General features: G+C 38.2%; 20 protein-coding genes. All 20 read right to left on the bottom strand.

The features are described 5' to 3' along the window. Positions 1-7: 7 nt before the first annotated feature. On the bottom strand, positions 8-835 hold the full coding sequence (locus O7776_RS06130; RefSeq protein WP_241368277.1) for an ABC transporter permease: 828 nt from the start codon (positions 833-835) through the stop codon (positions 8-10). Between the two features lie 17 nt (positions 836-852). Next, positions 853-1,797 (bottom strand): ABC transporter permease, encoded by a 945-nt coding sequence (locus tag O7776_RS06125; protein ID WP_274309715.1) that lies wholly within the window; start codon positions 1,795-1,797, stop codon positions 853-855. A 196-nt stretch (positions 1,798-1,993) separates the two neighbouring features. After that, a complete protein-coding gene (locus tag O7776_RS06120) occupies positions 1,994-3,577 on the bottom strand; it encodes an ABC transporter substrate-binding protein (protein WP_274309714.1) in 1,584 nt (527 codons plus the stop codon). Positions 3,578-3,590: 13 nt separating this feature from the next. After that, the gene (locus O7776_RS06115; RefSeq protein WP_274309713.1) at positions 3,591-4,613 is read right to left on the bottom strand and encodes a serine hydrolase domain-containing protein; all 1,023 of its coding nucleotides are present in this window, start codon (positions 4,611-4,613) and stop codon (positions 3,591-3,593) included. Beyond that, positions 4,614-5,468 carry a MurR/RpiR family transcriptional regulator gene (locus O7776_RS06110; RefSeq protein WP_274309712.1) on the bottom strand — a complete coding sequence of 285 codons (855 nt, stop codon included), beginning with the start codon at positions 5,466-5,468 and terminating at the stop codon, positions 4,614-4,616. 141 nt (positions 5,469-5,609) lie between these two features. Then, positions 5,610-6,899 carry a 3-phosphoshikimate 1-carboxyvinyltransferase gene (gene aroA, locus O7776_RS06105; protein WP_274309711.1) on the bottom strand — a complete coding sequence of 430 codons (1,290 nt, stop codon included), beginning with the start codon at positions 6,897-6,899 and terminating at the stop codon, positions 5,610-5,612. 56 nt (positions 6,900-6,955) lie between these two features. Further along, positions 6,956-8,053, bottom strand: a complete 1,098-nt coding sequence (locus O7776_RS06100) for a prephenate dehydrogenase (protein ID WP_274309710.1) — start codon at positions 8,051-8,053, stop codon at positions 6,956-6,958. After that, complete coding sequence (gene hisC / locus O7776_RS06095; protein ID WP_274309709.1) at positions 8,050-9,150, bottom strand: histidinol-phosphate transaminase; 1,101 nt, start codon at positions 9,148-9,150, stop codon at positions 8,050-8,052. The genes O7776_RS06100 and hisC overlap by 4 nt, the downstream gene beginning before the upstream one ends. 23 nt (positions 9,151-9,173) lie before the next feature. Then, positions 9,174-9,536, bottom strand: a complete 363-nt coding sequence (gene aroH / locus O7776_RS06090) for a chorismate mutase (RefSeq protein WP_274309708.1) — start codon at positions 9,534-9,536, stop codon at positions 9,174-9,176. Then, positions 9,533-10,624, bottom strand: a complete 1,092-nt coding sequence (aroB, locus tag O7776_RS06085) for a 3-dehydroquinate synthase (RefSeq protein ID WP_274309707.1) — start codon at positions 10,622-10,624, stop codon at positions 9,533-9,535. The genes aroH and aroB overlap by 4 nt, the downstream gene beginning before the upstream one ends. Position 10,625: 1 nt before the next feature. After that, positions 10,626-11,807, bottom strand: coding sequence for a chorismate synthase (gene aroC / locus O7776_RS06080; protein WP_274309706.1), 1,182 nt, complete (start codon positions 11,805-11,807; stop codon positions 10,626-10,628). Between the two features lie 275 nt (positions 11,808-12,082). Continuing rightward, entirely contained in the window at positions 12,083-12,853 is a 771-nt protein-coding gene (locus O7776_RS06075; protein ID WP_274310453.1) for a CheR family methyltransferase, read from the bottom strand. A gap of 240 nt (positions 12,854-13,093) precedes the next feature. Further along, a complete protein-coding gene (locus tag O7776_RS06070) occupies positions 13,094-13,324 on the bottom strand; it encodes a hypothetical protein (protein ID WP_274309705.1) in 231 nt (76 codons plus the stop codon). Positions 13,325-13,354: 30 nt separating this feature from the next. Continuing rightward, the gene (locus O7776_RS06065; protein WP_274309704.1) at positions 13,355-13,579 is read right to left on the bottom strand and encodes a hypothetical protein; all 225 of its coding nucleotides are present in this window, start codon (positions 13,577-13,579) and stop codon (positions 13,355-13,357) included. A gap of 147 nt (positions 13,580-13,726) precedes the next feature. Then, the gene (gene ndk / locus O7776_RS06060; RefSeq protein ID WP_241368263.1) at positions 13,727-14,146 is read right to left on the bottom strand and encodes a nucleoside-diphosphate kinase; all 420 of its coding nucleotides are present in this window, start codon (positions 14,144-14,146) and stop codon (positions 13,727-13,729) included. A gap of 115 nt (positions 14,147-14,261) precedes the next feature. Further along, positions 14,262-15,236, bottom strand: a complete 975-nt coding sequence (gene hepT, locus O7776_RS06055) for a heptaprenyl diphosphate synthase component II (RefSeq protein ID WP_274309703.1) — start codon at positions 15,234-15,236, stop codon at positions 14,262-14,264. A 22-nt stretch (positions 15,237-15,258) separates the two neighbouring features. Beyond that, a complete protein-coding gene (locus tag O7776_RS06050; RefSeq protein ID WP_274309702.1) occupies positions 15,259-15,960 on the bottom strand; it encodes a demethylmenaquinone methyltransferase in 702 nt (233 codons plus the stop codon). Between the two features lie 24 nt (positions 15,961-15,984). Continuing rightward, positions 15,985-16,728, bottom strand: a complete 744-nt coding sequence (locus O7776_RS06045) for a heptaprenyl diphosphate synthase component 1 (protein ID WP_274309701.1) — start codon at positions 16,726-16,728, stop codon at positions 15,985-15,987. Between the two features lie 53 nt (positions 16,729-16,781). Further along, complete coding sequence (gene mtrB / locus O7776_RS06040; RefSeq protein ID WP_241368259.1) at positions 16,782-16,997, bottom strand: trp RNA-binding attenuation protein MtrB; 216 nt, start codon at positions 16,995-16,997, stop codon at positions 16,782-16,784. A 142-nt stretch (positions 16,998-17,139) separates the two neighbouring features. Then, entirely contained in the window at positions 17,140-17,709 is a 570-nt protein-coding gene (gene folE, locus O7776_RS06035; protein ID WP_241368258.1) for a GTP cyclohydrolase I FolE, read from the bottom strand. Between the last annotated feature and the right edge of the window lie 260 nt (positions 17,710-17,969).

Raw genomic sequence — 17,969 nt, 5'->3', positions numbered from 1 at the left:
ATTCCTCCTATTTCATTTTAGGATCTAAAATATCACGTAAGCTATCCCCTAATAAATTGAAACAAAAAATCGTGATGACAATTGCAACTGCAGGAAAAATAATTGTCCATGGGGCAAACTCCATATAAGTACGGCTTTCGTTTAACATACTTCCCCAAGAAGGGTTCGGTGGTTGAACACCAAGCCCTAAAAAGCTAAGTGCTGCTTCTGTTAAAATAGCGCCAGATAGAGCAAGTGTTACTTGTACAATAAATGGCGCGATAATATTTGGTAAGACATGTCGGATAATAATTTGTAATGGTCGCACACCAATCGCTACCGCACTTAGAATGTATTCATTTTCTTTTACAGATATCGTGGCCGCCCGTACCGTCCTGGTGAAAACAGGTGTAAAAACAATCCCTATGGCAATCATTGTATTAGTAATATTTGCACCTAATACCGCAACGATTGCTAACGCAAGTAAAATATCAGGAAATGCAAACAGTACATCCATTACACGCATAATGACACTATCTATTTTCCCTTGGAAATAACCACTTATTAAGCCAAATATTAATCCTAAAGATGCACCGATACCTACTGCAATCACACTAACTTTCACAGACACTTGCGCACCGTAAATTATGCGAGAAAAAATATCTCGGCCGAACTCATCTGTACCAAAATAATACGTCGCATTTGGTGATTGTAAAATCGAGTCAGTAAACATCTTTTCGGGTGAAAACGGTGCAATAACTGAGGCAAACAAACTTACAATGACGATTAATAAAATACCCATTGCCCCAATTAATCCTACTTTATCCTTTACTAGTTGACTTGCAAATTCTTTCATTTCTTTCACCCCAAGTCTTATTTATAATTAATCCGTGGGTCTAAATAAGCATATAAAATATCTACAATTAAATTAATCATGACAAAAACGAATGAAATAAACAGAACACTTCCTTGTACGACTGTTAAATCACGCTGTGTAATTCCCGTTAACACATATTGCCCTAAACCTGGCAATGAGAAAATTTGTTCAATAATTACAGCACCACCTAAAAGCGTACCAATTTGCATTCCGATAATCGTTAAAATTGGAATAAGTGCATTACGTAATGCATGATTAAAAATTGTAATTCGCTCTTTTGCGCCTTTTGCACGAACTGTTCTTACAAAATCTTGCCGTAATACTTCTAATACCGATGAGCGTGTCATCCTCATGACTGCTGCGGCCATCGTCATTCCAAGCACTAAAGCCGGCAAAAACATTATCTCTAAATTTTTCAATGGGTCTGCAAAAAAACTGACATATCCAATTGGTGGACTGTAGTTAAAATACAGTGCTAAAACTAACAACAATACCGTTGCAAACGCAAAATTTGGTATCGATACGCCGAATAATGAAATTGTACGAATTGTAAGATCCGTTGCACTATTTCTTTTGACAGCAGCTAAAACGCCTAATGGAATGGAAATTATCCAAGAAATAATCGCCGCCAAAATTGTTAATTCAAACGTTAACTTAAAGCGATTTACTATTTCGGGCAACACTTCACGACCATTGCGCATTGATTCGCCAAAATCCCCGGTCAATACACCGCCTATCCAATTGACATACTGTTTGAAATACGATTCATTTAATCCAAATTGGTTACGTAAAGCTTCTAGTGCTTCTGGCGTTGCGTCTGTACCTAAAATCGTTTGGGCGACATCTCCTGGTACAACACGCATCATCAAAAAGATAAAAATCGAGACGCCAAACAGCACAGGAACAAGCATTAACAATCGTCGAATAATATAGCTTGTCATTGTTCGATTTCATCCCCTTTTTAGAAAGCGCATTCGTGCCCTTTAAGCTCCTGCAGGTATTGGAGGGCCCGACTAGAAAGTAAACGATTCACCACTTTCGACGGCGGGACCGAAATGATGCGAGGAGCTGGCGCGAATGCCTAGACATTTAAAAAAATAGAGTGCTAGGAATCCCTATCACTCTATTGAATTTCTATTATTTCTTCTCGACATGATTATAATCTGATGCATTGTGCGGGTATGGTGTGTAACCAGAAATGTCTTTACGAACCGCTACATAGTTTTTCGGAGATACTAAAAATAAGTTTGGCGATAAATTGATGAGCATTTCCTGTGCTTCTACGTACACTTTTTGACGTTCTACCTCATCTGTTGTACCTAGGCCTTTTGCAACAAGGTCGTCATATGCTTTGTTTGAGAAATTCCAAACGTTCGCAGAGCCTGTTGAACTGAAGAAGTAATTTAACGCACGGTCTGGGTCAATACCTGAAGTATTACGTCCAATTAAAATATCTGCAGTTTTATTGCTCCATGTATCTACATACTCGCCCCATTCAATTTGCTTAATCGTTGCGTTCACGCCAATTTCTTTCCATTGTTGCTGTAAAAGCTGTGCCGTATCGACCATATCAGGATACGTTGATGCTGTCGTAATCGTAATGTCGAAGCCATCCGCTAAGCCTGCTTCTGCTAATAATGCTTTCGCTTTTTCAATATTTAATTTGTATAAATCTTGTGCCTCTACATCAATTGACCAGTCGCCCATTGAAGGTGCGATTGGACCAGAAATTAAGCCTTCACCATTCCAAACAACATTTAGTACTGATTGACGATCTGTTGCTAAACTTAATGCTTGGCGCACTTTTTCATTGTCTAGCGGTGCTTTTGTATTGTTAAATCCAACATAACTATATTCAAGAGATTGGTAAGGAATGATATTGATATCTCCATTTCCTTCTAGCAGTTTCGTAGATTTGGCAGATATCGTAGTAAAATCAATTTCTCCTGTACGAATAGCCGATAAGCGAGCGGATTCTTCAGTCATTGTATAGAAAGCAATTTTTGCTGCTTTTGGTTCACCATCAACATGGTACGCTTCGTTTCTCACTAAAGTTACGTTGTTATCTGGAACCCATTGCTCTAATTTAAACGGTCCTGTACCATCAGCATGTTGTTGTAAATCACCATTTGCCTCAACCGTTTCTTTTGGAACAACAACCGCGCTCGCATGTGTTAAGTTCGATAAAAATGTCGCATTAGGTTTACTTAATGTGAATTTCACTTCATAATCACCTACAATTTCAATTGAAGCTACATCTGCAAAATAAGAACGAATATGTGAAGCCGTATTTTCATCTAAAATACGCTCAAAACTGAATTTCACATCTTCTGCTTTCATTTCACGTCCGTTATGGAATTGCACACCTTGCTTTAATGTAAAGACATATGTTGTATCGTTTTCTTGATTCCATTCCGTTGCTAAACTACCTACAATATTCATCTTTTCATCGAAAGATAATAAGCCTTCATAAATTTGAGAATAAATTCGTGATGAAGACGCAGCAGGAACTTTATGTGGATCTAAGCCTGCTGGTTCCTGATCGTTTGCGATTTTGATTTCACTCGCTGTTGCTGAATTGTCAGAAGCTGTATCATTTGTTTTATCTTCAGTTGAGTTTGTATTCGGTGAATCTGTCGAAGTACTAGAATCGTCATTTGAACAAGCGACTAATAAGATAGCGACTAACATACTAACAATGAATATCAAATACTTTTTCATAGAAACCCCTCCGTTAATGAATCGAATCAATCAATTTTTTACGAATTTCACTAATGTCTCTAGGTGTATCAACATGTAATCGATTAGTTAATAGTACAATAATTAAATTGCTTGTTGGTTCAATGTATAACATCGTTCCTGTAAAGCCTGTATGTCCTATCCCGTTGTTGAACATTCCTTCCTTACTAAATCCTAGCGTTCTTCCACCCTCTTCATCCAAAAAAACTTGTTTGACGAACTCAGCATCAATGAGTGAACCACCTCCTTTAAGATAAAGCTGCCCTAGTTTTAATAGTGTATCTTTGGAACCAAATAACCCCGCATGACCCGATACCCCATTAAAGAAGTAATGACAATTGCCATCATTGATTTCCCCCTTTATCGCCTTTTTTTGCGCACGCCAATGTTGATAAGACAACCCTCTTTCTGCACACATTTTCTGTTCGATTTGATTGCCATATTCTGACGCTACAATTAGCTGAGTAGATGTTGCCTGACCAAAAAATGCATCTTTATCGCCTAATTCAAACAAAATATCGTACATTTGTTGCTCAAAACTGCGTGAATCTATTCGTTCACAAACTGTCTGTAATAACATGAAATTCAAGTCACTATAAACCACTTCATGCGTACTATGCGGACGAAGAATCTGAAGTCTTTGCAAAACTTCTTCAAATTTCAAACCATCCATTTTATCCTCATAAAATGGATACCAAGCTACTAAACCTGAACGATGCATCAATAATTGTCGTATGCTGATATCCGATATTTCTTGAGGTCCTATTTGAAATGTCGCTAACGTATCTTCTAACTTCAACAGGTTGTTCGAAATATGCCGAAGAATTAATGTTGTCGTAAATAATTTTGTTACACTAGCTAAATCAAACAAATGCTCTACTGTCATTTCCTCTTTCGACTCTCGATCTGCTACGCCAACAGCCCCAGAGTGTTTCTCTATACCATTTTGCCAGACACTATATACTGCCCCGCTATAAAGCTGCTGTGATATTCCTTGTTGAATGATTTCACGAACCAATCATTTCACCTCTCTTTGAATAATTGCTTTTGTTTCCTTAAACATTTGTACCGACCTTTCGTAATCTTTGCGTGCAATACATGTAAACAAAATATCAATCATATTCAGTTGAGAAATTCGTGATGACGTCGCCCCAATCCGCTCATTTGTTTCACTTGCAGAAACGTATAGATTAACAGTGGCCAACGATTGAACAGTATTAAATTTAAATGTTGTTAAAGCAATAATAGGTACATTCTTTTCTTTTGCTAATTTAGCAAATTCAATTATTTCTGGTGTTTCGCCCGAATACGTTATTAAAAAAATGACATCCCCTTCTGTTAAATGAACCGATTTCACAAGCATTTGATGCATGTCCAGAAGCGCCTCACACTGCTTATTAATACGTTGACATTTCAGTAAAAAATCTTGTGCTACAAGCGCAGAAGCCCCAACACCCGCAATACAAATCGAACGTGCACTATATAATAGTTCAATCGCACTTTCTAATTTTTCATAATCCATTAGCTTCAACATATCTAATATCGCTTGTTGATTATTATGCGAAATGATTGCAACAGAATCTTCAATATTTGTATCTTTTAATAATTGCTTATGAATCCCTTGTTGCAATGTCTCTTTTTGAAGATTTAGAGATGTTAAAATCCCCATTTTCAAATCTTTAAATCCTTCAAACTCAATTTCCCTACAAAAACGAACTATTGTCGCTTCACTACAATTACTTGCATGTGACACTTGTTTAATCGAGCTATTCATCACAAGTTGTGGATTTTCCAAAATGAATTCAGCAACTTGCTTTTGTGCCGGCTTAAAATGGTTATAAACCATTCGAATTCTTGTTAATGCATCTTTCATAAAAACACCCTTTTCTGAAACTTTATTTCATATCAACTCTTATTAGACAGAAATTCTACTACATTATTAGAATATTCAAAAATAAACAGAAAAATACGCAAATAAAAATGCGCCCATGCTATTTTGCACGGACGCATTTTCTTAGATTAATTTTTCAACATGTTCAAAAAATGATGGGTAGCTTACGGCGATACAATCCGCATCGTCTAACTCTACTTTACCCTGCGCGATTAACGCAGCGACTGCACCCATCATGCCAATACGGTGGTCACCATATGTTTTTAGTGATCCCGCAGATAATGGTGTAGGTCCTTCGATAATCATACCGTCATCTGTTGCTTCGATATTAGCACCTAGCTTTTTCAGCTCATTCACAACTGCATCAATTCGGTTTGTTTCTTTTACTTTTAGTTCTTCTGCATCTTTAATGACTGTTTTTCCTTTTGCCTGAGTTGCAAGCAATGCGATAATCGGAATTTCATCGATTAGGCGTGGAATAATGGTCCCCTCAATTGTTGTACCGATTAATTCCGATGTTTCGATTGTAATCGTCGCTGTTGGTTCAGCTGCATTTTCATCATCGTTCAAAGATATATCCATCTTTGCGCCCATATTTTGCAGTACCTCAATAATGCCGTCACGTGTTTCGTTAACGCCAACATTTTTAAGTACAATTCGGCTACCTCTAGTGATTGCACCTGCTACTAAGAAAAATGCGGCAGATGAAATATCGCCTGGTACATTGACATGCGTACCTGTAAGTGTTTGACCACCTTTGAAAGTGACTACCCCATCCGTTACATCAATTGTTGCCCCAAATTGACGAAGCATACGCTCTGTGTGATCACGTGATACTTCACTTTCTCGAACGATCGTTGTACCTTTCGCTCGAAGCCCAGCAAGTAAAATCGCTGACTTCACTTGAGCACTCGCTACTGGCATCTTATAATCTATCGCTTGGAGTTCCCCACCTTGAATGGCTAGCGGTGTAAATTGACCATTTTCACGACCTGCAATTTGTGCGCCCATTAATCGTAAAGGATCCGCAACGCGACGCATCGGACGCTTTCCAATTGAAGCATCTCCCGTCATAACTGTATGTAGCTTTGCACCAGATAAAATCCCAAGCATTAAGCGCGTTGTCGTACCTGAATTCCCTGTGTATAGGACTTCCTTTGGCTCTTCCCAGTCATCAATTCCTGGACTATCAATCGACACATTGGTACCATCTACTTCAATTGAAACACCAAGCTGTTTAAAGCAATCAATCGTGCTTAAGCAATCTTCCCCTAATAAAAAGCCACTAACTGTCGTTTTACCTTTCGCAATGGAGCCAAACATAACAGAACGATGTGAAACGGATTTATCACCAGGAACGGTAATGTCACCAACTAATGATGGCTGATTATATTGTAAAATTTTTGAACTCATAGCTAATCCCCCCTAGAAAAATACATCTCGCCTTTCGTAAAAGCGAGATGTTGTTATTATGAAATATACGTTTCAAAATTTGCTTTGTGTTCAATACACTTTGCTGCACGTTCTCGGTCATCATTTGTTTGGAAACTAATGACTAAAATCCCGAATATGTCAACGCGTGTTTCTACAATGCGAATATTCGTAATGCTAATATTATCTTCTGCTAAATAGCCTGTCACCTCTGAAATAATACCTGGATAGTCAGGGATATCCACATATAAATCATAAGGCATATATAACGCACCATTAGCAACGGGTAATTTATCACGCACATCACGTGCTTCGCTAAAGTAAGCTTCAACCGCTTTTGCGTCACCTGCATCTAAAATATCACGGACACGGCCCATTTCGTTCAACCACGTATCCAATTGACCAACAAGCTCTTTACGGTTTTGTATCGTAATATCACGCCATAGCGCTGGGTTTGATGAAGCAATCCTTGTAATATCACGGAAACCACCTGCCGCAAGGGAAGATGTCATCGGATATGCCTTCTTTTCAAAATTTAACTGATGCACAAGTGATGCCGCAATAATATGCGGAAAATGGCTGACAACTGCAGTCATATGATCATGCGCTTTTGCATCAACAACGACCATTTTCCCTAATGTAAATTTCAGCAAGCTATCGAGTGCTGCAAGCTTTTCGATTTCTTCGCCTTCATTTGGCGTTAACATATAATAGGCATTTTCAAGTAAATAGGGCTTTGCTGCGCTAATCCCGCTTTTGTGTGAACCGGCCATTGGATGTCCACCAATAAACGTAATGCCCATTTCACGCAATTCAAGCGCCTTTTCCATAATTTGCGCCTTCGTACTACCTGTGTCGGTAATAATTACACTCTTTTTTAAATTCCATGTTTTTAACTGTTCCATAAAATCAAGTGTATTATTCACTGGTGTTCCAAAAATAATTACATCGGCCTCTTTGGCAAATTCAGCTGGGTCTTCTACAACTTCATGTACCACCTGTAATGTGCTAGCTAATTGTCTTGTCTGTTCATGGTAGTCGTAGCCAAACACCTTCGTATGCGGCGCTTTTTGTAGAGCTAATGCAACAGATCCTCCAATTAGCCCAAGTCCGATTACGAAAACATTACGAGTCATGCGAAAACTCCTTGTTCCGTTAATACTTCTTCAAGCTGTTGTAAAAACTTCGAGTTTTGCGCCTCTGTACCGATTGTGACACGGATATAACCATCCAGACCAAGTGCCGCCCCACTACGAATAATAAAGCCGCGCTTCAACAACTCTTTGAACACTACTTCACTATCTGCCTTAATTTCAAACATTACGAAGTTCGTTTGAGATGGGAAGTAATTTAAGCCATGCTTTTCACAAAATGCCTCATATTGTTTTTTTCCATTGTCATTTTGCACACGGCAACTTGCGATAAAATCTTGGTCTGCTAAGGCAATTTGTGCGACCTTTTGACTTAAAATTGTATTATTAAACGGCGCGCGGACTGGATCAAGCTTTGCAATTACTTCTGCTTGTGCAATACCATAACCAACACGGAATGAGGCAAGGCCATATGCTTTTGAGAACGTACGTAATAAAATTAGGTTGTTATAGTCACGGAAATAATGAAGGGTATCTTTATAAGACGGATCGTTCACATATTCAATGTACGCCTCATCTAATACAACAAATACATCGCTTGGCACTTTTGCTAAAAAGGCACTTAATGCTTCATCAGATACAAGAGTTCCTGTTGGGTTATTCGGATTACATACCCATACGACCGACGTTTGATCATCGATTGCTTCAAGCATCGCATCTAAATCGTGCACGCCTTCTTTCATTGGTACTTTACGCACTTCTGCTCCTTCAATTTCAGCATTATGCCAGTATTGAGAGAATGATAGGTCCGCCATGACTGTATTGACACCTGGGTAAAGTAGCGCACGTGTAATAATGGCGATTAAATCATCTGAGCCATTCCCTAAAATTAATTCATTTTCAGCAACACCATAAAAGTTTGCTAAATCTGTACGTAAATTTTGCGCATAGCCATCTGGATAAATGGCATGGTTCGATTCATCACATTGTAAAAATGCTTTTACTCTTGGTGAACTACCAAATGGATTTTCATTTGATGCTAATTTTACCACTTCGTCTAATCCAAATTCTTTTTTTACTTCGTCAATCGGCTTGCCTGGTTTATAAGCCTTCATATCGAATAATTGTTGTTTCCACTTCATTGTCAACGTCTCCTCTAACTAACCTATTTCACTAAATCTGGTCGTAGTTTCACAGCATCTTCTAAATATACATGAAGGATGTCTTTTTGCGCTGTTTCAGTATTTACATGTAATAATACACGAATACATAATGGAAGCGCACCTGGTACATCCATTTCGTGCATGCACATAATCGGTACATACTGCCAGCCTTCCATCGAGCGTACTGACTTTGCAGGGAAAGCTGAATGAATATCTGGGGTAGTTGAAATTGTTACCGATGCAATATCTTCAGGTGCGATATTATTTCTTTGTGCGACCTCTTTGACAAGTCTTGCTGTTTCGTCCCAAACATATTCCGCTTTGTCTTCTGAAATTGTAATCGCACCGCGTACTCCTCGAATCATGCTTGCACCTCCGCTAGTAACTGTCTAAATTGCTCATCTATTTCTTCGCATTCCATAATATCTACTTTTTGAACAAATGGCTTGCCGATTGTTTCCAATAACACAAACTGTAATTGTCCGTAATCTGCTTTTTTGTCTTTCATTAAGTACTCTGTTAACTGTTCAAATGTAAAGTCATGCACCGCTGCAAATGGATAGCCATTTTCCTGAGCAAAATGTAAGAAACGCTTCGTAAACGCATGGTTGATTTTGCCGTAACGCTCACTTAATAATAAGCAATATACTAAACCAATCATCACTGCTTCACCATGTGCTACGCGGCCATAGCCAGCAGCTGCTTCAATCGCATGCCCGTATGTATGGCCTAAATTTAAAAACTTACGCACAGATTGCTCGGTTTCATCTTGCTCAACGATATTTGCTTTTACTTGCACGCCATGTGCTAAATAATTTGCCAGTAGTTCTTCAGGAAGCTCTGTTACATGCTCCCCTTCAAGCAGTTCCTCTACCCATTGCGCATCAGAAATTAATGCATGCTTAATTACCTCCGCCATACCCGAACGCACTTCTTTTTCACTTAACGTTAGCAAAAAGTTCGTATCATAAACAACGGCTACTGGCTGATAAAACGCGCCGATCATATTTTTCCCAAGCACGTGATTGATAGCTGTTTTACCACCAACTGCAGAGTCATGCGCTAAAATGGTAGTCGGCACTTGAATGAACGGAATCCCGCGCATATACGTTGCAGCGACAAAGCCAGCTAAATCACCAACTGCACCTCCACCAAAGGCAATAACCAACGATTTACGTGTACATTTCTTTTCTAATAAAAACGTTTGAACGGCGTTGTAATTATCAAATGTTTTGCACGTTTCGCCGGCTGGCATAACCATCACTTGAAACGCATGTGGGAAATTCGCTTCAAAATAACCTTGCTGCGCTGCCCATACGTTTTCGTCTGTTAATACAATTATTTTATCTGCCTTTGCGAACTCATCCTGTAAAGACGTGACCGCTTCGTTTAATATGCCTTTCCCAATCGTAACAGCATAAGAATGGGATGCAGCACGAACTGGAATTTTCATATTAATACTCCTTCGTGTACGCACGCATTGCGTCTAGCTGCGCCTTTAATTGCGGTAATTGATCACTGTGGAACTGTTCAACGATGGCATTGGCTATTTCCCAGGCAATAACATGCTCTGCCACAATTGATGCTGCTGGAACTGCACAGCTATCTGAACGCTCTACACTCGCTTTAAACGGCTCTTTTGTTTCGATATCTACACTTTGTAATGGTTTATATAGTGTAGGGATTGGTTTCATCACGCCGCGCACGATGATAGGCATACCTGTTGTCATACCACCTTCTAAACCGCCTAAGCGATTTGTTGCACGCGTATAACCATTTTCTTCATCCCACAAAATTTCATCATGAACTTCCGAACCTTTTTTGCGTGCCATTTCAAAGCCAATTCCAAATTCCACACCTTTGAATGCGTTAATGCTTAACATGGCTGCTGCAAGCTTTGCATCTAATTTGCGGTCATAATGTACGTACGAACCGATACCAGCTGGTAAACCTTCTACGATTACTTCTACAACGCCACCGATAGAGTCACCTGCTTTTTTTGCATCGTCAATCGCTTCTACCATTTTTGCTGAAGCCTCTGGGTCCACACAATAGCACGGATCTTCTTCTACAATTGCACGAATTTCATCTGCTGATTTCCCTTCTAAAAGTGCCGTATCCGCTTTAATGCCAACAATTTCTGTTACATGCGCAACAATTGAGATACCTAATTCATTTAATAATGCTTTGGCAACCGAACCAACTGCTACACGTACCGTTGTTTCACGCGCGCTTGAACGCTCAAGTACATTACGTAAATCGCGGTGTCCATACTTCATGCCACCAACTAAGTCGGCATGTCCTGGACGTGGGCGAGAAATTTGACGCTTGATTTCGTTTGGATCGATGTCTTCCGGAAGCTCCTCAGCTCCCATTATTTTTGTCCAGTGTTTCCAATCATCATTTGTTACAACTAATGCCACTGGGGAACCTAGCGTTTTACCGTGACGTACACCTGACACGATTTCCACTGTATCTGTTTCAATTTGCATACGTCGTCCACGGCCATGTCCTCCTTGGCGACGTTTTAAATCATAATTAATCTTCTCTGCAGTAACTGGTAAAAGTGAAGGCAACCCCTCAATAATTGTCGTTAATTGTGGTCCATGTGACTCACCTGCTGTTAAATAACGCATAAAAACACTTTCTCCCTTCAACTCGCTAAAGTATGTATTTTTCACTATAACATATTTTATTTGAAATAGCAGTAGCCTTTCCATAAATACGTTTACTGTTTTAGAATATTCTGAACGTTTTACTTAAAAAATAATGCACGGAAAAGCAAATCATTGAATTATTATTGACTGAAAACAAAAATACGCCTTTCGTGATTGTACGAAAAGCGCATTAATTTGAGCCTCAAAATTCAATTTGACGTTCTGCTTTCACGACATACAAAATAAAATAACGGTTATTTTTTTCGATAAAAGAATGTATCTTCTACTTCAAAGCCATAGCGTGCTGGATTGAAAATTTGCTCCGTAGAACCTACGAATAAAATCCCACCAGGACGTAGCGCTTTACTAAAGTTTTCATATATTTGATCTTTCGCTTCTTCCGTAAAGTATATCATGACATTACGACAAACGATTAAATCAAAATTCGATTCGTAGTTATCTTTTAATAAATTATGTTTTTTAAATGTAACTGTTCGTTTAATTTCATCTTTTACTTTATAAAATTGGCCTTCTTTTTCGAAGTACTTGGCTTGTACATCTTTTGGAACCTCTGCTAATGAACGCTCCGGATAAAGACCCAGCTTAGCCTTTTGAATCACATTCTCATCTAAATCTGTTGCTAATATACCTACTTGAGATAATGGTATATGATGTGATAACACCATCGCTAAACTATATGGCTCTTCACCTGTTGAACAAGCAGCACTCCAAATTTTAGGACGCTTATTCGTCTGTAGGAGCATAGGGAAAATTTTATTCTGCAACACTTCCCAGCGCTTGCCATTACGATAAAACTCAGATACGTTAATTGTCATACGGTCTAAAAACTCATTCATTAAATCACGATCTTTTTCTAACACATTTAAAAATTCAACAAAGTTTTTAAAACCTTTCTTTTCATAAAGCGAAGTTAATCGGCGTTTCATTTGCGCTTCCTTATAAAGAGCTAAATCGATGCCCGTTTTACGCTTAATGCCATCTATAAATTGTTCATAATCTGACATTGTTTCATCTTTCCCCTCATATTTCGTAAGCCTATTATAGCCGATTATCCCAAATTCTGAAATAGGGATTGTATATTTGACTTGATTCATCCTCGGCGGATGTCACAGATTTTTTAATGGAGTTTTAAAGAGGAAGTCAGCCTAAAGACGTCACGTCGTGTGACAACGGCTGACTGACCCACGTCCTGTGGCCCCGCGCTTGAAAAAAATCTGGACGCAATTACGCCAGGCGTAATTGATTTAGTCATTACGAGTTTCGAGTAGAAGTTGTTTAGAATGTTCGAGCTCTAAACGCATTTTTTCTGTTTCTAGTTGATAGCTTTCCATACGAATTTGCTCAAGTTGCGTTTCCGTTTCCAGCATCTTGATTTGTAGCTTTAAACTAGATCTTTTATGCGCAGTCAAAATAGCAGTTAAGGCAATTAAAGCACCTGAACCAAAAATTATAGACAAAATAATAATAGCTTCCATAAGTAATAATACACTCCCTTATCTATTGCTTTACTTTTCTAAACTATTATATGGTGGTTTCGTTTCTAACAACTGCTGCTTTGTATAATCTAATTCTAGCTTCATCTTCTCTGTCTCTTTATCAAAATTTTCTAGACGTAGTTTCTCTAATTGGATTTCCTTGTCTAATCGCTTTAGTTCTATTTTTTTATTTTTAGTATATGTATCTGTTAAAATTCCAACAACCGCGATTACCATAATCATTACCCATAACATGTATTATTCTCTCCTTTACTACTATTTACGTTATATATCGAAATTAGTTCAATTATTCAGATACATTATAGCATTATTTGAGATTATTCGTTGCAATAAATAAGAAAAAAGCCACCACTTAAAGTGATAGCTTTTGAATAGGTTAGATTATTCAGCTAAACCTTCTGGGAACCATAAACCGATTTCGCGTTCAGCAGAAGCTAAAGAGTCAGAACCGTGGATTACGTTGTGAGATAAAGTTACAGCGTAGTCACCGCGGATTGTACCTGGGTTTGAATCTTCAGGTTTAGTTGCACCCATCATGATACGAGCTAATTGGATTACGTTTTCGCCTTCCCAAACCATACCAAATACTGGGCCAGAAGTGATGAAGTCTACTAATTCACCGAAGAATGGACGCTCAGCATGCTCAGCATAGTGTGCTTCAGCTAACTCACGAGAAGCTACCATTAATTTTGCTCCACGTAATTCGAAACCACGACGCTCAAAGCGGTCTACGATATCTCCAACTACTTGACGTTCAACGCCATCAGGTTTAACCATTAAAAAAGTTTTTTCGATTGCCATTATTAAACACTCCTTAAATTTGAGTAAAGGGTTTTACACCTACCGATAAATATTACCAAAACCGCACTAAAACTGCAACAAATATTAGAGTAATGCCGAAATTTGCTCAAATATTTTACGATTTTCTTTTACCCATGTAAAGCGCGATATCACGCAGTTTTTTCTTCATTGGATGATTTGGTAATGCCTCTACTTCTCTTAATGCTTTTTGTAAGTAAAGGTTACTAATTTTCGTTGCCTCTTTTATAGCAGCCGATTTACGAACAAGTGCTAGCATTTCTAGCCGCTCCTGTTCAGTTAATCCATGTGATGCTACCTTTTCTAAGTATGGAACCAACTGCGGATCATCCTTCATTAATAGAATCGGTAATGTTACATTTCCCTGTAGCAAGTCGCTTCCAGCAGGCTTCCCTAATTGCTTGTCGGTTGCAGTGAAATCTAAAATATCGTCAACAATTTGGAAACTCATTCCTACAAAATAGCCGTAGCGTTTTAAGTGACGAATTGTTTTTTCATCAGCTCCACTAACCACTGCTCCTAGCTCGCAACTTGATTCTATTAATAACGCTGTTTTACGCTTAATGCGACGGAAATAATCTTTCAAATGTTGATCTAAACGAAACTTATCCTCGATTTGAATAACCTCTCCATTTACTAACTCTACCATCGTTTCTGCTAAAATCCGATGCACACGTGGATCTTCAATATCTGTAACATATTGCAATGCTTTACCGAAAATAAAGTTACCTGTATACATCGCAACACGGTTATTGTACTGTGACTTCACTGTTTCACGTCCACGACGCATATCTGAATCATCAATGACATCATCATGCACTAATGACCCCATATGAATCAATTCTAATGGTACGGCGATATTTTTCATTCGCTCAATATTATAGTCGCCAAACTTTGCACTTAGTAACACAAATACAGGGCGAATACGCTTTCCGCCGCCTTGTAGTAAATAAATAGAGGCATTATTCAATATGTGTGAAGATGAATTCAACGCTTGTTCTAATTCGTTTTCGATGATTTCTATATCTGATTTAATATCCGCATATAGCATTTTTAGTTTCATCTTTTCCACGCGTCAAAACCTACTCCCACTATTATTTCTTTTTAAAGCCCATATGCATAGCAGCTGCCCCACCGCTATATGGTTTATACGTCACACTTTGTAAGCCCGCTTCTTTAAACATTTGCGCTAGCTTTTTCATACCTGGAAAATCATCTGCTGATTCTTGTAACCAAGAATACTCCTTATAGCTTTTGGCAAATAGCTTTCCGAAAATCGGCATAATGTATTTAAAGTAAAAACGGAATAACTGACGATATCCTGGAATTTCAGATTGCGATGTTTCTAAACATACAACCATGCCACCTGGTTTTACGACACGATTCATTTCGCGTAATACTTGCATATAATCTGGTACATTTCGTAAGCCAAAACCGATTGTTACATAGTCAAATGTATTATCCTCAAATGGTAGTTCCATCGCATTACCATGAATTAGCTCCACGTTTTTCATATTGGCCGTTTTTTCTTTTCCGACCTTTAACATGTTTTCACTGAAATCTAGTCCCTTTACCGTACCTTCTTCGCCAACTGCTTTTGCTAGGGCGATTGTCCAGTCGGCAGTACCACAGCATATGTCTAAGCATTTAGAACCCTTTTTTACGTCCATACGCTTCATCGTATCATCACGCCAGCCAATATGCATTTGGAAACTAATTACGGAATTCATTTTATCGTAGCTGTCTGAAATATTTTCAAACACTTCATGAACTCGCTGTTCTTTCGTTTTTTCCATTTTTTCAAAACCTTCCTTGTATCACTAAATCGCAATCAGTTTCGCGATTGTCAGCTTAAGCTCTTCATCAATTTTTGTTTTGTTTAGCAGCTCTTGCAATTGCTCACTACGCTGCTGTATTTGCTGTTGCAACGCCTCAATTAAAGCATCGCGTGAAAACGCTTGCCCATCTAGCAAAAATGCTTTATACAAAAAGCCAAATTGCCCTTGTTGCAACGTATTCAGCTCTTTTTGTAATCGAATGACTGTTAACGATTGTTTCATGAGCTCAATATATGCTGTAAAGTTGTATACCACATAAAATTGCTCGATCAATTTACTTTCAATCACGGTCAGGCTGTCAATCCAATCTTCTAATGTGTGAGACTGCTCGTAAATACGGACTTGATGCTCACAACGCTCTACGATACCCTGCGAAAGTTTTTGAATTAATGCGATATTACCTGTGTGAGCTAATATTTGATAATAACGCCCACTATAATAATCACCCGAAAGGACAGTTAGTTGCTGTTGTTTGCTTGTGCTCTCGGTTTCTTTTACATTTTCATGCTCTAATAGCGATGCATGCACAACCCCTACAGCAACCGCACTTTTCATTTGCTCATCATTCATTGGCGTTTCGTTTAGAAATGGAAATTGAATGAAAAATAGTTGCTCTTGTTGCAATGTAGGTTGTCCAACATTTTGTAGTAATGCTCTATGATGAACATGCTGTAAAATATTTGATTGTAACGTATTGATGGCTTGTGTAATAGATGTTGCACTCATAGAAATTACTCCATTTCACTGTTTTCAAGCTTCAAATACTAAATCGTATTTGATTATTTTTTACTTTGTACGACACCATGTACTGAATGAATTTTCGCTTTACCGCGAATTTTCATCGCTGACGTATGCTCTGTAAATTGCGCAATCATCACTTCACCTGCGTCTAATTTTTCAGAATGGTGAAACTTAGTATCTGTGCCACGAGTTAAACCAATTACATGTACGCCATCTTCTTCAGCTTCAATAATAATATAATCTGGTTGTGCCATTGTTTCGTTCTCCCCACATCTCAAATTCTTTTTCTAGTGGATAAAAAATATTAATTTTTATTGATTCCACATAAGATCAGACATCATTTTGCACTATTTTGTGCGAAACGTGTTTTTCTTATCATACCATATATTAATTTAATTAATTCATTTGAATGAACGTAATGACTTCATTACGTTTTACATCGTCTGTTTCATACAAACCACGTGCAACAGCTGTTACTGTTTTAGCACCTGGTTTTTTTAGTCCACGCATCGTCATACACATATGCTCTGCTTCCACAACAACATATACACCTTTTGGATCAAGCATTTCCATAATTGTATCGGCTACAGTAGAAGTGATACGCTCTTGTAATTGAGGGCGGCGTGCAACAGACTCCACACAGCGACCTAGCTTACTTAAACCCGCTACTTTACCGTCTTTTGGAATATATGCCACATGTGCCTTTCCGTAAAACGGAACTAAATGATGCTCGCACATTGAATGGAATGCGATATCTTTTACTAAGACAAATTCTTCATGGTCTTCATGGAATACAGTGCTAAAAAATTCTCGCGGGTCTTCGTTTAAACCACTAAACATTTCTGCATACATCTTTGAAACACGTTTTGGCGTATCTAGTAACCCTTCACGATCAACATCTTCACCAACTGCTTCTAAAATCATTTTTACTGCTTCTTCAATCTTCTTTAAATCGACATTTGTCATGAAAAAAGTTCCTCCTACAAACCAAAACGTTTTATGTATTATTGAATATGAAAACTTACATTTTTATTCCATGTTTATTTATTTATTAACTTTAAACATACCCTTGAATCGTAGCACATATGGCGCTTAAGTTCAAAACAGTTCTTCTATTTTTATCATAGTTAATGTAGAAAAATGCTTTACGTTCAAAATAATACTACAATTCTATATTTATTGTCGGTTATTTCTGCTGCATACGAAAAAAGAGTAGTCCTCAAGTA

Source organism: Solibacillus daqui (assembly GCF_028747805.1).
GTDB lineage: Bacteria > Bacillota > Bacilli > Bacillales_A > Planococcaceae > Solibacillus > Solibacillus daqui.
Note: the sequence above shows the minus strand (reverse complement) of the source record. Positions and strands in the feature narration are given on the sequence as shown.

Coding starts and splice junctions, on each gene's coding strand:
- aroA (WP_274309711.1), bottom strand. CDS start 6,899: ATGAGTTCAAAAATTTTACAATATAATCAGCCATCATTAGTTGGTGAC.
- O7776_RS06045 (WP_274309701.1), bottom strand. CDS start 16,728: ATGAGTGCAACATCTATTACACAAGCCATCAATACGTTACAATCAAAT.
- O7776_RS06075 (WP_274310453.1), bottom strand. CDS start 12,853: ATGTCAGATTATGAACAATTTATAGATGGCATTAAGCGTAAAACGGGC.
- aroC (WP_274309706.1), bottom strand. CDS start 11,807: ATGCGTTATTTAACAGCAGGTGAGTCACATGGACCACAATTAACGACA.
- hisC (WP_274309709.1), bottom strand. CDS start 9,150: ATGAAGTGGAAACAACAATTATTCGATATGAAGGCTTATAAACCAGGC.
- O7776_RS06120 (WP_274309714.1), bottom strand. CDS start 3,577: ATGAAAAAGTATTTGATATTCATTGTTAGTATGTTAGTCGCTATCTTA.
- mtrB (WP_241368259.1), bottom strand. CDS start 16,997: ATGGCACAACCAGATTATATTATTATTGAAGCTGAAGAAGATGGCGTA.
- folE (WP_241368258.1), bottom strand. CDS start 17,709: ATGACAAATGTCGATTTAAAGAAGATTGAAGAAGCAGTAAAAATGATT.
- aroB (WP_274309707.1), bottom strand. CDS start 10,624: ATGAAAATTCCAGTTCGTGCTGCATCCCATTCTTATGCTGTTACGATT.
- ndk (WP_241368263.1), bottom strand. CDS start 14,146: ATGGCAATCGAAAAAACTTTTTTAATGGTTAAACCTGATGGCGTTGAA.
- O7776_RS06100 (WP_274309710.1), bottom strand. CDS start 8,053: ATGACTCGTAATGTTTTCGTAATCGGACTTGGGCTAATTGGAGGATCT.
- O7776_RS06065 (WP_274309704.1), bottom strand. CDS start 13,579: ATGTTATGGGTAATGATTATGGTAATCGCGGTTGTTGGAATTTTAACA.
- O7776_RS06130 (WP_241368277.1), bottom strand. CDS start 835: ATGAAAGAATTTGCAAGTCAACTAGTAAAGGATAAAGTAGGATTAATT.
- O7776_RS06110 (WP_274309712.1), bottom strand. CDS start 5,468: ATGAAAGATGCATTAACAAGAATTCGAATGGTTTATAACCATTTTAAG.
- O7776_RS06050 (WP_274309702.1), bottom strand. CDS start 15,960: ATGGAAAAAACGAAAGAACAGCGAGTTCATGAAGTGTTTGAAAATATT.
- aroH (WP_274309708.1), bottom strand. CDS start 9,536: ATGATTCGAGGAGTACGCGGTGCGATTACAATTTCAGAAGACAAAGCG.
- O7776_RS06070 (WP_274309705.1), bottom strand. CDS start 13,324: ATGGAAGCTATTATTATTTTGTCTATAATTTTTGGTTCAGGTGCTTTA.
- O7776_RS06125 (WP_274309715.1), bottom strand. CDS start 1,797: ATGACAAGCTATATTATTCGACGATTGTTAATGCTTGTTCCTGTGCTG.